The sequence below is a fragment of the Pseudomonas sp. microsymbiont 2 genome (assembly GCF_054788395.1).
This window is the reverse complement of record NZ_CM139112.1, coordinates 5750029-5765067: the sequence shown is the minus strand read 5'-3', so window position 1 is coordinate 5765067 and position 15039 is coordinate 5750029. Positions and strand designations below refer to the sequence as shown.

Below are 15039 nucleotides of genomic sequence, written 5' to 3'. Positions count from 1 at the left end.
CCACGCAAGCCATGTTGCCGACGTGGGAGCGGGCTTGCCCCGCGATAAGGCCAGAACAGGCAAGGCCAATTTATCGTTCGTAAAATAGAACGCTACAGCCAAATTTCACTATCTACCGCCGCAAAGGTCCAGGTTTTAATCTTCTCCCATCAACGCGAAACACCCACCCCACTGAAGATCGAAACCCAAGGAGCACCGGCAATGAACAACTTCAAATACAACCGCCTGAACAAAGACGACGCCGCCGTACTGCTGGTCGACCACCAGGCCGGACTGCTGTCCCTGGTCCGCGACATCGAGCCGGACCGCTTCAAGAACAACGTCCTGGCCCTGGCCGACCTTGCCAAGTACTTCAACCTGCCGACCATCCTCACCACCAGCTTCGAGCAAGGCCCCAACGGCCCGCTGGTGCCGGAGCTGAAAGAACTGTTCCCGGACGCCCCGTACATCGCCCGCCCCGGCCAGATCAACGCCTGGGACAACGAAGATTTCGTCAAGGCGGTGAAGGCCACCGGCAAGAAGCAGCTGATCATCGCCGGCGTGGTGACCGAAGTGTGCGTGGCGTTCCCGGCGCTGGCGGCCCTTGAAGAGGAGTTCGAGGTGTTCGTGGTGACCGACGCCTCCGGTACTTTCAACGAAATGACCCGCGACGCGGCCCACAACCGCATGAGCCAGGCTGGCGCGCAACTGATGACCTGGTTTGGCGTGGCCTGTGAGCTGCACCGCGACTGGCGCAACGATGTCGAGGGGCTGGCGGCGCTGTTCTCCAACCACATCCCGGACTACCGCAACCTGATCACCAGTTACAACGCCCTGACTGCTGCCAAGTAAGCCGCCTGCCAGGCACCGGTTCGGTGCCTGGCCCACCCATTTTCAGGTGCGTCGCGCTGAGCGCCCGCCCTGTTCCATTGCTAGCCTTAACCGCCTGCCGATCACTCGTCCGAATGGAGAGCACCATGAGCCAGGATCCCACCGACCAGAGCCGCCGCAAGTTCCTCGCCACCGGCACCGTGCTCGGCGCCGCCGGCGCGCTGTGGAGCGCATTGCCGTTCACTGATTCCGCCCATGCCGGCATTTCAGGAGATCCCATGTCCGCCGACCTCATTCTGTTCAACGGCAAGTTGCACACCGTTGACCGCGAGAAGCCCACCGCCAGCGCCGTGGCCATCAAGGACGGCAAGTTCATCGCCGTGGGCAGCGATGCCGAAGCCATGGCCCACAAGGGGACCGCCACGCAGATCATCGATCTCAAGCAGCGCACGGTGATTCCGGGCCTGAACGACTCGCACCTGCACTTGATCCGTGGCGGCCTTAACTACAACCTCGAACTGCGCTGGGAAGGCGTGCCCTCGCTGGCCGACGCCCTGCGCATGCTCAAGGACCAGGCCGAGCGCACGCCGACCCCGCAGTGGGTGCGCGTGGTCGGTGGCTGGAACGAGTTCCAGTTCGCCGAGAAGCGCATGCCCACGCTGGAAGAGATCAACCAGGCCGCGCCGGACACCCCGGTGTTCCTGCTCCACCTCTACGATCGCGCGCTGCTCAACCGCGCCGCGCTCAAGGCGGTGGGCTACACCAAGGACACGCCCAACCCGCCGGGCGGCGAGATCCAGCGCGACAAGTTCGGCAATCCCACCGGCATGCTCATCGCCCGACCCAACGCCACTATTCTCTACGCCACCCTGGCCAAGGGGCCGAAGCTGCCGCTGGAGTACCAGGTCAACTCCACCCGCCAGTTCATGCGCGAGCTCAACCGCCTGGGCCTGACCAGCGCCATCGATGCCGGCGGCGGCTACCAGAACTACCCGGACGACTATCAGGTGATCCAGGAGCTGGCCGACAACGACCAGCTGACCGTGCGCATTGCCTACAACCTGTTCACCCAGAAGCCCAAGGAAGAACTGGCCGACTTCAAGAACTGGACGCAGAAGGTCAAGCCCGGCGACGGCAACGACTTCTTCCGTCACAACGGCGCCGGCGAGATGCTGGTGTTCTCCGCCGCCGACTTCGAGGACTTCCTCGAACCGCGCCCGGACCTGCCGCAGGCCATGGAACAGGAGCTGGAACCGGTGGTGCGTCACCTGGTCGAGCAGCGCTGGCCGTTTCGCCTGCACGCCACCTACGACGAGTCGATCTCGCGCATGCTCGATGTGTTCGAGAAGGTCAACCGTGAAATCCCGTTCAATGGCCTGCCGTGGTTCTTCGATCATTGCGAGACCATCACGCCGAAGAACATCGAGCGGGTGAGGGCGCTGGGCGGTGGCATCGCCATCCAGGACCGCATGGCCTTCCAGGGCGAGTACTTCGTCGACCGCTATGGCGCCAAGGCTGCCGAGAAGACCCCGCCGATCCAGCGCATGCTTGCCGAGGGCGTGCCGGTCGGCGCCGGCACCGACGCTACCCGGGTGTCCAGCTACAACCCGTGGACTTCGCTGTACTGGATGGTCAGCGGCAAGACCGTCGGCGGGCTGGAACTGTATCCGGAGGGTCTGAGCCGCGAGACCGCGCTGCAGCTGTTCACCCATGGCAGCGCCTGGTTCTCCAGCGAGCAGGGCAAGAAGGGGCAGATCAAGGTCGGTCAGCTGGCGGACCTGGCGGCGCTGTCGCTGGACTTCTTCAGCGTCGATGAAGAGGCGATCAAGGGCATCGAGTCGGTGCTGACCATCGTCGACGGCAAGGTGGTGTACGGCGCCGCCGAGTTCGACAAGCTGGGCCCCGCGCAGGTGCCGGTGTTGCCGGAGTGGTCGCCGGTGGCCAAGGTGCCGGGGCACTGGCGCGCCGGGGCGCCGATGGTGGCGGCGCTGCACCAGTGTGTCGGGCCGTGCGGGGTGCATGCCCACAGCCATGAGAAGGCGCGGCATTCCAGTGTGCCGGTGAGTGATTACCAGGGCTTCTGGGGGGCGTTGGGTTGTTCCTGCTTCGCCTTCTGATGGCCTGATCGCGGGGCAAGCCCGCTCCCACCGAGACTACAGGGCTTCGTGGGAGCGGCGATGCGGCGGCCCGACTTGCCCCGCGATGGCGTACTACGCCATGTCGCTGATGGCGAACTCCTCCGCCAGATGATCGATCAACGACCGCACCGACGGCAGCAACCCGCGCCGCGACGGGAAGATCGCATGCACGATACCGCAACGCGGATGCCAGCCTGGCAGCATCTCCACCAACCGCCCCGCCGCCAGGTCCTCGCGCACCGCCACCCTGGGCAGGTGCGCGATCCCCACGCCCGCCACCACGAAATGCCGCAGCGCGAACAGGTCGTCGGTGACCATCCGTGGTTTGTGCGGGATCACCAGGCTGTGGCTCATGTCCTCACCCTGGAACAGCTCCCACTGATATTCACGCTGGGCCCCGCCCCAATGGACGCTGGGTAGCTCGCTGAGCTGCTGCGGATCAAAGCCTTGCGCAAGCTGTTCGAGAAACGACGGGTGGCCGACCAGGCACTGGGTACTGTTGCTCAGCACCTTCATCACCATGTCGGTGTTCTCCAGCGGCGGGAAACGCACCCGCAGTGCCACGTCGAAGCCCTCATGCAACAGATCGACGCGCCGGTTGGTGCTCTCGATGAACAGCTCCACCTGCGGGTACTTGAGCATGTAGCGGGTCAGCATCGGCCCGACCCAGGAGTTGAGCAGGGTGGTCGGGCAGCTGATGCGCACCAGCCCGCGTGGCTCGCTGCGGTTGCGCTCGATGATCTCGGCGGCGCCCTCGGCTTCCACGCGCATGGCCAGACAGCGGTTGTAGTAGGCCTGGCCGATTTCGGTCAGCGAGCAGTGCCGGCTGGTGCGGTGCAGCAGGCGCACGCCGAGGCGCTCCTCCAGGTCGGCGATGCGCCGGCTGAGCTTGGACTTGGGCATGTCCAGCGCCCGCCCGGCCGGGGCGAAGCCACCGTGCTCGACCACCTGGGTGAAGTAGTAGAGGGAGTTGAGGTCTTCCAAGAGCGGTCTCCGCGACGGGGCAGGGGTGGTTCGCAGTCTACCGGGTGGTGGGGCTGAGGTGCAGGGCGATAGAGTTGTAGCGCCTATGAGATCGAGCGCCGCCCGCGCGGCGCATCGCGACGCAAGGCCGCTCCTACATTTGTTGCAACGTGCCGAACCTGTCAGGCCATGGTTGCCCGCCTTGGTGCATGTCTTGAGACAGGTGGAGCGGCAGTGGTGCCCACGCTGAGACCGCGTCGTACCCACAAGGCGGACCCGGTAATGGCACAGGATTGACTGGCCCGAAACAGATGTAGGAGCGGCCTTGTGTCGCGATGCGCCGCGCGGGCGGCGCTCGATCTCATAGGCGCTGCAAGGCCATCGGCAAGCACTTGGCGGCCCTCATGCGATCCGCTTCTCAGGACGACTCAATACCCTCCAGCATTGCCTCCGTCAGGCCTTCGGCCATCTCGATGCCATGCAGGCTGGCCCACAACAGGCTCCTGCCGGCTTCATCCATATGCTCCAGCGCCTTGTAGCCGACGTTGTAGGCACTGCGCAGGTACTCGGCGACATGCACCAGGGCGTCGTGGGCGTTGATATTGGGGTTGACCGCGAACAGCGGTGGGTGGCCGGCGTCGCATTTGCCGAAGGGGTGGTGGCGGGTGTCGGGGAGCGGTGGGTCGGGGACGATTTTTTTCATGGTCAAACTCCGATAGAAATTGACCGGCACCGTCCGTTTCCACGCGAAGGGTGGCGGCTGTACACGGGGTGGAAAACCAGGTTATCGGAGAACCCCGGCAGGCCTTACGGCCTCCCGCGTACAGCTGCCGTTACGACAGATAATCCGATAACCAACCAGCCGGGTTTCCACGCCCGATCGCTGAACCGACAGCGACCCGGTCAGCCTAGAGGGCATGATTTCCCCGGACAATCAGAAGGGTATCGACAGACTTTGTAGGGTATTTCCTTGGATGTAGGTTGCCTAGCGAGAAAAGTCTTCAGGAGTTGTGGGAGCTATCTGGCGATGTTGAATGTGCGCGGTTTTCCGGTGATCTTGAGTAATGGCCACCAGGCGCAAGCCTGTAGGGATATGGCGCCTATCAGACCGAGCGCCGCCCGCGCGGCGCATCGCGACACAAGGCCGCTCCTACATCTGTTTCGGGCCAGTCAATCCTGTGCCATTACCTGGTCCGCCTTGTTGGTACAACTCGGTTTCAATGTGGGCACCACTGGCGCCTCACCTGTCTCAAGACATGCACCAAGGCGGGCAACCATGGCCTGACAGGTTCGGCACGTTGCAACAAATGTAGGAGCGGCCTTGCGTCGCGATGCGCCGCGCGGGCGGCGCTCGATCTCATGGGCGAAATAACCCTCAAGACATGCACGGGAGGCCCTCAATCCTCATCCGACGCAAACAACCGCTCCAGCTCCACCCGCGCTTCCTTGGCCGTCTGCATCACCTTGGCCCGGTCATCGCGCACATGCCCCTGGGCCTCCAGCACCTGCTCGTCATGCTCGGTGAAGCGGGCGATGCGATCCGCCGCCTGGGCCTCCGTCAGCCCCAGCCCGACCAGCGCCCGCCGGCTCATCTCCAGGCTGGAATGGTAAGTCTCGCGAATCGGCTCGGCGCCCACGTCCACCAGCTTGTGCACATGCTGGCGGTTGCGTGCCCGGGCGATGACCTTCAGGTGCGGGTACAGGCGCTTGACCCGCTCCGCGGTGCGGGTCGCGGCCTCGGGGTCGTCGATGGTGATGATCACGTACTCCGCATCGCCGACCTTGGCCGCATGCAACACCTCGGTGCGCGACGGGTCGCCGTAGAACACCGGCACCTGCTCGAACATGCGGGTCATCTCGATGGTGTCCACCGAGGTTTCCAGGGCGACGAAGGGGATCTTCTGCGCCCGCAGGATGCGCGCGACGATCTGGCCCATGCGGCCCATGCCGACGATCACCACCCGTGGCGTGCCGGCGTCGATCTGCTTGTACTGCTCGGGCACTTCCCGGGCCGGTTGCGGGCGCTTGAGGGCGCGGGCGCAGCCGATCATCAGCAGCGGGGTGAGGGCCATCGACAGGGTGATGGTCATCAGCAGCAGGTCGTAGGTCAGGGTGTCGAACAGGCCCTGGTCCTTGCCCAGCTTGAACACCACGAAGGCAAATTCGCCACCGGCCGCCAGCACCATGCCCAGGCGCAGGGCGCTGGCGCTGTTGAGGCCCCCGGCGATGCGGCCGACGCCGATCAGCAGTACCAGTTTCACCGCGATCAACAGCACGGTCATGCCCAGCAGCACCAGCGGCATTTCCAGCAGCAGGCGCAGGTTGGCGCCCATGCCGACGCTGATGAAGAACAGCCCCAGCAGCAGGCCCTTGAACGGTTCGATCTGCGCTTCCAGTTCGTGGCGGTACTCGGAGTCGGCCAGCAGCAGGCCGGCGAGGAAGGCGCCCAGGGCCATGGAAATACCGGCTTCCTCCATCAGCCAGGCAGTGCCAATCACCACCAGCAACGCGGTGGCGGTGGACACCTCCGGCAGGCCGGTGCGGGCGACGGTGCGAAACAGCGGGCGCAGCAGGTAGCGGCCGCCGACGATGACGATGGCGATGCTGGCGAACACCTTCAGGCCATGTTCGAAGCTGTCGCCTTGGCTGGTGTCCGGGCCGCTGGCGGCCAGCAGCGGCACCAGGGCGATCAGCGGGATCGCGGCGATGTCCTGGAACAGCAGGATGGCGAAGGCCAGGCGGCCGTGGGGCGCGTTGAGCTGCTTGCTCTCGGCCAGGCTCTGCAGGCCCAGGGCGGTGGACGACAGCGCCAGGCCCAGGCCGAGCACGATGGCCGCCGGCAGGCTTTGGCTGAAGCCGAACAGGGCGATGGCGCCGAGCGCCGCGCCGGTCAGGACCACCTGCGCGGTGCCGACGCCGAACACCGACTTGCGCATCAGCCACAGGCGCCGGGGCGACAGCTCCAGGCCGATGATGAACAGCAGCAGGACAACGCCCAGCTCGGAGATGTGCGCGACGCTCTCGGTGTCGCGGATCAGTCCCAGGGCCTGCGGGCCGATGGCCACGCCGGCCAGCAGGTAGCCGAGCACGGCGCCCAGTTGCAGGCGCTTGGCCAGGGGCACGGCGACCACGGCGGCGAGGAGGAAGATGACGGCGGTTTGTAGAAGGCTGCCTTCGTGTGGCATTGCTCGGACTCCTTGAACTGCGTGCGGCAGCGATTGATGCAACAGCTTATGCCATCGATGAAAAAGGCGGGCATTTTCGGGTGGGGAAGGAAACAGGACAATCCCGGGGTTACAGGAAGCAGCGTTCTGAAAGTGGGACCTTTGCCGAATCCATCGCGGGGCAAGCCCGCTCCCACGCAGGTCTTAATCCTTGCGTGGGAGCGGGCTTGCCCCGCGATGGTTATCGGCTACTTATTGCAGATGGGTTTTCAAGGCCTGCGCTGCCTGGTCCATGGCACTGCGCACACTGGGCACGGTGCTCAGCACATTGAGCAGGCCGTAGTCATGGATCAGGCCGTTGTAGCGCACGGCGGTCACCGGTACCCCGGCGGCGTCCAGCTTGCGGGCATAGGCTTCGCCTTCGTCGCGCAGCACATCCATCTCGGCGGTCTGCACCAGGGCCGGCGGCAGGCCTTTCAACTGCTCGAGACTGGCGCGCAGCGGCGAGGCATGGATGTCGTCGCGCTGGCGCGGGTCGGTGGTGTAGTTGCTCCAGAACCACTGCATCATGTTGCGGGTCAGGAAGTGGCCTTCGGCGAACTGGTTATACGACGCGTTGTTGAAGTTGGCGTCGGTCACCGGCCACAGCAGGGCCTGGAAGCGCAGCTTCGGCGTGCCGGCCTCCTTGGCCTTGATCGCCACCACCGCAGCCATGTTGCCGCCGACGCTGTTGCCGGCCACCGCCAGGCGGCTGCCATCCACGCCGATCTCCTGGCCGTGCTCGGCGACCCAGCGGGTGGCGGCATAGGCCTGGTTGATCGCGGTGGGGAACCTGGCTTCCGGCGATGGCGTGTAGTCGACGTAGACCGCCGCAGCACCGGAGCCCACCACCAGGTCACGGATCAGGCGTTCGTGGGTGGGGTAGTCGCCCAGCACCCAGCCGCCGCCGTGGAAGAACATGAACACTGGCAGTTCACCCTTGGCGCCTTCGGGCCGCACCACGCGGATCTCCAGCGGCTGGCCGTCGGCCTGGATGGTCCGGCGTTCGACGCGGATCCCCGACAGGTCGACCTTCACCCCGGCCTGGGCCCCGCTCAGTACCGCGCGGGCATCCTTGGGCGAGAGGGTTTCCAGCGGCTTGCCGCCACCAGCGGCCAGGGCCTCGAGGAAGCCCTGGGTGGTGTGCTCGACGCCGGGGCTGCCGGCGGCGAAGGCGCTGTTCACGGCGAGGGCCAGCAGGCCTGCGGTCAGGGTGTGGGACAGTTTCATGTTCTAGCTCCTTTGGCGGGTGAGTCGCGGCTCAGTTCTGGTTGGCGAGGACGGTGGGTTGCACGTAGCTCACGGCGCGCAACTGGCCGCTGCTGTCGCGGTAGGTCAGGGTGGCGGTGCTGGCCTGGCCTTGAGCACTGGCGGGTGCATCGACGCTGACGACCTTGGCGATGTCCAGATCCATGCCGTAGCGGTACGGGGTGGCTTCGCTGGCGAAGCTGGCGGCGCTGGTGCCGAGGGCCAGGGTGGTGACGGTGAGGGCGAAGGCTTTGCGAAGGGTCATGATCGTTCTCCAGGTTCTGTTGAGTGGGATTGGCGACTGCTTGCTGCTTGAGTCGAATATTGCGCGCTAATATTTAGCGTGCAAAATAAATTTCCACTATGACGCTGATCGAGAGTGTCTTGGAGAGAGGTCTTGGCCGCGATGCAGCTGTGTATGAGTTGGTGGCTTAGTTTGGTTCTGTGGCGGCGGGTCTTGCGCGAGCACCCGCGTAGCTGGTGCCAAGCACCGCGGTGCCTGTTTCGCGGGTAAACCCGCTCCCACAGGGACCGCGCCGTGCTTTTGAGGCAGAACCAGGTGCTCTAGGGCGGCATTGCAATGCTTGCGCAATGACTGCGTCAGCCTATCGCCAAGCGTTGCCAGCGGCCCATGCGCTCACGGCTGGCCGTCGAAATGCGGAGCTCCGTGACATCACGAAGCCCGCATGCTCATCTTGTCAGGCTGGTGTAGGGCGCCAGCACAGAGTTACCGCGTGAACTGCAGTAACCCGCTGGCCGCTGAACGGGTCAGCTTGTCGCCATAGGGTTTGTCGCTCTCCTTCCATTTCAGGTTGCCGGCAGCATCAGGCATCCCTCAAGGGCTGACGCGTTCGGCGATGCGTTTGTCGCCGAGGTAGATGTACTCGGTAAGGGTCGCGCCATCGAGCTCGATGAGCTGCTTGCCGTCGCTATCATGCATTTCGTACACCTTGCGTCCGGCCTTGGTCACGCTGCTGCGCTGATTGGCGGCGTCGTACTGGTACTCGACCTTGCTGGCGGCCACGGCGCAATTGATGCACACCAGGTTGGGCACGTCGTCATAGGTGTAGGTGGTGCCTGCGCTGCTGGCGATGTTGCCGTAGGCGTCGTAGGTGAAGCCGCCGGCGCGCTGGCCACTGACCGAGGCCAGGCGGTTCTGGGCGTCATAGGCGTAATTGAGGCTGGTTGCGCCATAGGTCTGCTTGAGCAGGTTGCCGACGCCGTCATAGCTGATGCTGCCTGCCCCCCAGTAGCCCGCGGCACCGGTCAGGCGGTTGATGCCGTCGTAATCGAGCGTGCGGTTGAAGCTACTGTCGAGGGCGTCGTGGATGGTCGTCAGGTTGCCGGTACTGTCGTACGCGTAGGCGCTGCTGCCATAGGTGGCGCCGCCGGCCTTGGCGGTGGTGAAGGTCGCCGGCCACAGCCTTGGCGTCTGGGTGTAGGTGGTCGTGGTGCCGTTGGCATAGGTGATCTGGTTGATCATTCCAGAGGGCCAGTAGCTGACGTTGCTGACGTAGCCAGACACCATCGTCGGGCGGCCGAGGGCATCCGGGGCGTAATTGACCACCCTCGCGGACTGCGGGTAGGTGATGCTGGCGAGCTGGTTGTTGGCGTTGTAGCCGTAGCTGGCGGTGAAGGTCTTGCCGTCGAGGGTCAGGCTCTGCTGGAGCAGGTTACCCGCGGCGTCATAGGCCATGGTTCGATTGCCACCGCTGCTGGTGCTGGCCAGAAGCTTGCCGGTCTTGTCGTAGGTGTTGCTGACGGCGGGGGTCGTCCCAGGGTAGATCACGCTTTTGAGGCGGTTCTGGCCATCATGGCCATAACGGGTAATGCCGGAGGCTCCGACCTGCTTGCTGATCATGTTGCCGGCCGCGTCACGGCCATACACGGTCTGACCGGTTTCCGGGTTGGATGTGCTGGTCAGATAACCGTTGGCGTTGTAGCCGTAGGTGCGGGTGAGGCCCCCCTGCGTGACCGAGGTGACACGGTTTGCCGCATCACGGGTGAGGACGATGTTTGCGCTTGGCTCGGGGGCGCTGATGGCCATCAATTGCGATTGGTTCGGATTGCCGTAACCTCGATAGGTTTCGGTGGTGGTCTTGCCTCGCTCGTCGGTGATGGCGCGAGTCGCCGCGCCATAAGCGATGGTTTTGTAGCTGTTGTCGGCGTTGGTCACGCGGATGACACGACCAAGGGCGTCGTACTGGTAGTGCGTGCCCGTCGTGGCCCCAGGGTCGGAAACGAAGGTGCGACGGCCAAGGCCGTCATAGGCATAACGGGTGGTGATGCCGCCCAGGGTGACGCTGGCGACACGACCGAACGGGTCATACTGGACAACTTCGAGCAAATTGCCGCGCGCGATGGTTTTGCTGGTGGCTGCATAGGTGGTGATTTCAGCGTTGCCCAGCGGGGGTGTCTCTGCGGTTACGCGTCTCAAGCCATCGTAGGTAAAGCGGGTCGTCTTTCCTTCACCGTTGGTCAGGGCAGTGACGTTGCCGCCGTCATCGACGACGCGAGTGAGCGTGACACCTTCGGGCTGAACTTCGGTCTGGGAGATGCCGCGCTTGTAGTTGGAATAGCTATGCACGTGGTTGCCAGGCAGTGTTTTGCTGGCGAGGTTGCCGAGGCCATCGTAGGTGTACGAGGTGGTCACGCCGTCGCGTGTTTCACTGAGCATGCGTCCGGAGGCATCGTAGGACCAGCTCGAGGCCCCCGCTTGGGAGTTTTCGCTTTTGGGCTTGCCGATGATCCATTTGCTTGGATCGTTATGGTAGGTGTAGGTGGTCGTTCGAGTACCGCCGCCTGGCCCTGTTTCGACTTTTACACCCGGTTTTCCATACTCATCGTAGTTTGTATAACGGGTCGTGAATAAGGCGCCATCAGCATTGATGCTCCTGGATTCAATGTCGCCAGCCCAGACTTTCTCATCAAGGAAAAAGCCAAGCTCCATCATGTTCAACGTTTTGTCGAGAAAAACACGCTTCTGGTATGTGTACGTTTCGGAGTAGCGATCGCCGCGTGTGATGGAGACCGGCAGGCCCACTCGCCAGAGGTTGTTCTCGAACCCCGATGGCGCATCTGCAACGTAGCCAAACCCATAGAACTGATAGACCTCTGTTCCTGCTGGGCCTTTGATCGTGGTCGTGTCATAGGCGCCGACGCCACCGCGGGTATACGAGTACTGCCAGACCGACCCGTCGGAGAGTTCTTTCTTGGCTACGTATACGTTGGTTTTTGTATGACTGTTGGTTGAAAAATATTGATGGCCATAGGTGTATGAGGTAACACCGCCTAAAGGGTTTCTGACACTGGATAGTTTTCTGCGGCTGATGGTGTCGGTGTTGAGTGGGTTGATGGGGGTGACGGTATTTCTCTGGTCGGACAAGGCAAATTGGTAAGCGCCGCCGTAATAGGTATAGGACCAGCTGTACTCACCGCCTGGCAGCGTGACTTTTGAAAGCGCGGAACTGGCGCTCGCAGAGTCTGCAGAGTACGCGTAACTCCAGGTGTTGCCCTGCTGGTCGACCATGGACAAAAGCCGGCCGGTCGTGCTGTCGTAGCTCAATTCAAGCGATCTGCCATCGCTCGACTTAATACTTGTCAGCACGCTTGTGGGGAGTTCGAAGTAGGAAGGGCGCTCGCCAGATATTCCTTCAAAAGTGGGATATTTGCTAACGCCAGGTATGGGCCACTTGGGAATCGGTTTTCCAAGGTCTTTATAGGTGAACGTTAACGTGTTCCCGGAGGCATCCGTGGCAGACAAGGCATCCAGGTAGGTGATGGTCTTGACCGGCGGCTCGGTGGGCATACGGTCTGGACCGGTCAGGATCCGGTCCAGGTTGTTGTAGAAGACCCTGCCAATCTTCGAGTTGGAGAATGCGCCGAAACTATAGTGCCTGCCGTCGGGCGAGTACGCGCTGAGGTTGCCACCGGTGCAAGTGGCTTTCCAGTTCCCCTTGGAGTAGGCGGTATAGTTTCCCGCCAGGTAGAGGCGTTCAACATCCCCATTAGGGGTTTCGATGAAAATGGTGTTTTGCGTGCTGTTGGCATTACCTTCCGATGCGCCGCTAGGCACGGCTGCACCGCTGCATAACATATGCAGTCCTACATTATGGTAGTTCGCGCCTCTGTATTGATTGGTGGCAGGCTGCCACAGGATGCTGAAGTTGTTTTCAGAGTAAATGCGTGGGCTGGATGACAGTCGCCAGCCAGGTCCCAATGCGGCCCAGTTGAAGGACTGAAGATAGGTAGTGGTTGAGTTCGTCGAGAGCGAGTTGCTGTCATACGATCGAACGACTTCGATATCCATGCCCGCTGGGCCAGGAATTGAAACATCTACATATTTCAATCGCAACCCACCGGTCCAACGGTCTACATCGTTGGTGTCTAGTTTCGCCAGCGAGAAAAACTTGTCCAGCTTGGGTGCGGCAGCGGCGGCATTCCACTCGGCAGCCATGCCAGGTCCAACCTGGCAGGCTAGCAAAGTAGCAAAAAGCATACGAATGTTACGGCGTTTCATAGTAGATCCTAACTCCATGATCTAGGTCTTGCACGGGCTGATGCTTCATGTGCGCTGTTAGTGGCTATTTGTGACCTGTAACTCTTCTGGCTGAGGCTTCCCGGGATTATGAGCGGGTTTGGCGTGGCGTAGTGTGTAAGGAAGCGTGCTTGCCGGATTTAAAATATTAAATCGGCACCATGCCTAAGATTTATTTCGCATGCGTTCGTAATACAGGTGCCTAATTGGAACATGTGCCAAGTCAATACATCTTATTTGTATTGGTAGTTATTCGATTGTGCTTGCTTGGTGCCCAAGGCAGGTCTTCGGCATATTGGAAATAAGGCAGGGGCTCTCTCAGGCAGGCATGAGAGGAGAGGGGGTATTTGCGGCAAAATTCTTCGCTCCATGAAAACGCTGGATCAGGCTGCTCGCATCATGCGACTCGAAACCAGGGTGGGATCGCATGTTATGTGTAATGATACCTATTTGCAACTTCAGGGAGGGCACCAAACCGCGTGTTGCTGGTGACATCATGTTCAACTGCCAGATCAGCATTTCATGTCTGTGCCTATGACCTTTTGCATGCGGTGGGCATGACAGGCTCGACCTCGATCTCGGCACTCTGAAGCTGTGATTACCGACGCTGGCGCTTCTCGAACGTTGGCAAACAATGCATGCCGGCGAGTCAGGCACTGGGTCGGTACTGCAACGCCTCCGCCAGATGCCGCCTGGCAATGGCATGCGCCCCCTCGAGGTCCGCCAGTGTGCGGGCGACCTTCAGTAGCCGGTGCGCTGCCCGCAGCGACAGCGTCAGGCGTTCGCAGGCCTGCTCCAACCAGGCCTGGTCAACAGGTTCCAGCGGGCAGTGTCGGCGCAACCCCTTGAGGTCGAGAAACGCATTGGCGCAGCCCTGTCGGCGTTGTTGCAGCTGCCGTGCCTCGGCTACCTGCAGGCCAACGCTGGCGCTGGTCTCGCCGCTGGGCTGATGGGTCAGCACGGTACTTTCCCGGGCCACCGTCAGGTGCAGGTCGATGCGGTCGAGCAAGGGGCCGGAGAGCTTGTTGCGGTAGCGCTGGATTTGCTCGCTGCTGCAACGGCAGCGGCCGGTGGGGTCGCCCAGGTAGCCGCAGGGGCAGGGGTTCATCGCCGCCACCAGCTGAAAGCGCGCTGGAAAGCGCACCCGGTCCTTGGCCCTGGCCACCACGATCTCGCCGGACTCCAGCGGCTCGCGCAGCACCTCCAGCACGCGCCGTTCGAATTCGGGCAACTCGTCGAGAAACAAGACGCCATGGTGCGCCAGGGTGATCTCGCCGGGCTGCGGGCGGCTGCCACCGCCCACTAGTGCCGGGCCGGAGGCGGAGTGGTGCGGATGGCGAAATGGCCTCTGTGGCCAGCAGTCGAGCGGGGCATGGCCGCTGACCGAGCGAATCGCCGCCACCTCCAGCGCCTCGCGCTCGTCCAGCGGTGGCAGCAGCCCAGGCAGGCGGCTGGCGAGCAGGGTCTTGCCGGTGCCCGGCGGGCCGGTGAACAGCAGGTTGTGCGCGCCGGCCGCGGCCACCAGCAGGGCGCGCTTGGCCGCGAACTGGCCCTGGACTTCGCTGAGGTCGGGATAAGGGCGTTGCTCCAGCAACAGGCCGTTGGCCGCGTAGGGAGACAACGTCGGCTGCCCGTTGAGGTGGGCCACCAGCTCTTGCAGATGACCCACCGCATACACCACAAGGCCGCTGGCCAGGCAGGCCTCTTCGGCGTTCTCCCGGGGCACTACCAGGGCCCTGCCGGCGTCCCGAGCCGCCAGCGCGGCGGGCAGCACGCCGTTCACCGGGCGCAGCGCGCCGGACAGGGCCAGTTCGCCCAGGCATTCGATATCACCGAGCATGCCCACCGGCACCTGGCCATTGGCGGCGAGGATGCCCAAGGCGATGGCCAGGTCGTAGCGGCCACCGTCCTTGGGCAGGTCGGCGGGGGCGAGGTTCTGGGTGATGCGCCGGGCGGGGTAGTCCAGCCCGGAATTGACGATGGCGCTGCGCACCCGATCCTTGCTCTCCTTGACCGTGGCCTCCGGCAGGCCGACCAGGGTGAGGGTGGGCAGGCCGTTGGCCAGGTGGGTTTCGACGCTCACGGCGGGCGCCTGCACGCCGACCTGGGCGCGGCTGTGGACAAGGGCGAGGGACATGGA

Annotated in this window: 9 protein-coding genes; 2 read left to right on the top strand and 7 right to left on the bottom strand. The window is 63.2% G+C overall.

The features are described from left to right. The first annotated feature begins 201 nt into the window (after window positions 1-201). Complete coding sequence (gene ycaC, locus ACYUME_RS25880) at window positions 202-831, top strand: isochorismate family cysteine hydrolase YcaC (protein WP_460417573.1); 630 nt, start codon at window positions 202-204, stop codon at window positions 829-831. A 257-nt stretch (window positions 832-1088) separates the two neighbouring features. Then, the gene (locus ACYUME_RS25875; protein WP_460419454.1) at window positions 1089-2927 is read left to right on the top strand and encodes an amidohydrolase; all 1839 of its coding nucleotides are present in this window, start codon (window positions 1089-1091) and stop codon (window positions 2925-2927) included. 93 nt (window positions 2928-3020) lie between these two features. On the opposite strand, the gene ACYUME_RS25870 is transcribed toward ACYUME_RS25875, so the two are convergent. The 7 genes from ACYUME_RS25870 to ACYUME_RS25840 form a co-directional block, all read right to left on the bottom strand. Then, a complete protein-coding gene (locus tag ACYUME_RS25870) occupies window positions 3021-3932 on the bottom strand; it encodes a LysR substrate-binding domain-containing protein (RefSeq protein ID WP_460417571.1) in 912 nt (303 codons plus the stop codon). 397 nt (window positions 3933-4329) lie between these two features. Beyond that, window positions 4330-4614 carry a DUF6124 family protein gene (locus ACYUME_RS25865; RefSeq protein WP_460417570.1) on the bottom strand — a complete coding sequence of 95 codons (285 nt, stop codon included), beginning with the start codon at window positions 4612-4614 and terminating at the stop codon, window positions 4330-4332. A 694-nt stretch (window positions 4615-5308) separates the two neighbouring features. Further along, on the bottom strand, window positions 5309-7096 hold the full coding sequence (locus ACYUME_RS25860; protein ID WP_279885417.1) for a monovalent cation:proton antiporter-2 (CPA2) family protein: 1788 nt from the start codon (window positions 7094-7096) through the stop codon (window positions 5309-5311). A gap of 231 nt (window positions 7097-7327) precedes the next feature. Beyond that, window positions 7328-8344, bottom strand: coding sequence for an alpha/beta hydrolase (locus tag ACYUME_RS25855; protein WP_460417567.1), 1017 nt, complete (start codon window positions 8342-8344; stop codon window positions 7328-7330). A 31-nt stretch (window positions 8345-8375) separates the two neighbouring features. After that, window positions 8376-8627: a DUF2790 domain-containing protein gene (locus ACYUME_RS25850; protein ID WP_279885421.1), complete on the bottom strand. Its 252-nt coding sequence runs from the start codon at window positions 8625-8627 to the stop codon at window positions 8376-8378. Between the two features lie 570 nt (window positions 8628-9197). After that, the gene (locus ACYUME_RS25845; protein WP_460417566.1) at window positions 9198-12881 is read right to left on the bottom strand and encodes a hypothetical protein; all 3684 of its coding nucleotides are present in this window, start codon (window positions 12879-12881) and stop codon (window positions 9198-9200) included. Between the two features lie 667 nt (window positions 12882-13548). Continuing rightward, window positions 13549-15036 (bottom strand): YifB family Mg chelatase-like AAA ATPase, encoded by a 1488-nt coding sequence (locus tag ACYUME_RS25840; RefSeq protein WP_279885426.1) that lies wholly within the window; start codon window positions 15034-15036, stop codon window positions 13549-13551. Window positions 15037-15039: the final 3 nt, after the last annotated feature.

What these genes read in the sequence shown, in the direction of transcription:
- ACYUME_RS25850 (WP_279885421.1), bottom strand. Translation starts at nt 8,627, where the DNA reads ATGACCCTTCGCAAAGCCTTCGCCCTCACCGTCACCACCCTGGCCCTC.
- ACYUME_RS25865 (WP_460417570.1), bottom strand. Translation starts at nt 4,614, where the DNA reads ATGAAAAAAATCGTCCCCGACCCACCGCTCCCCGACACCCGCCACCAC.
- ACYUME_RS25875 (WP_460419454.1), top strand. Translation starts at nt 1,089, where the DNA reads ATGTCCGCCGACCTCATTCTGTTCAACGGCAAGTTGCACACCGTTGAC.
- ACYUME_RS25840 (WP_279885426.1), bottom strand. Translation starts at nt 15,036, where the DNA reads ATGTCCCTCGCCCTTGTCCACAGCCGCGCCCAGGTCGGCGTGCAGGCG.
- ycaC (WP_460417573.1), top strand. Translation starts at nt 202, where the DNA reads ATGAACAACTTCAAATACAACCGCCTGAACAAAGACGACGCCGCCGTA.
- ACYUME_RS25860 (WP_279885417.1), bottom strand. Translation starts at nt 7,096, where the DNA reads ATGCCACACGAAGGCAGCCTTCTACAAACCGCCGTCATCTTCCTCCTC.
- ACYUME_RS25845 (WP_460417566.1), bottom strand. Translation starts at nt 12,881, where the DNA reads ATGAAACGCCGTAACATTCGTATGCTTTTTGCTACTTTGCTAGCCTGC.
- ACYUME_RS25855 (WP_460417567.1), bottom strand. Translation starts at nt 8,344, where the DNA reads ATGAAACTGTCCCACACCCTGACCGCAGGCCTGCTGGCCCTCGCCGTG.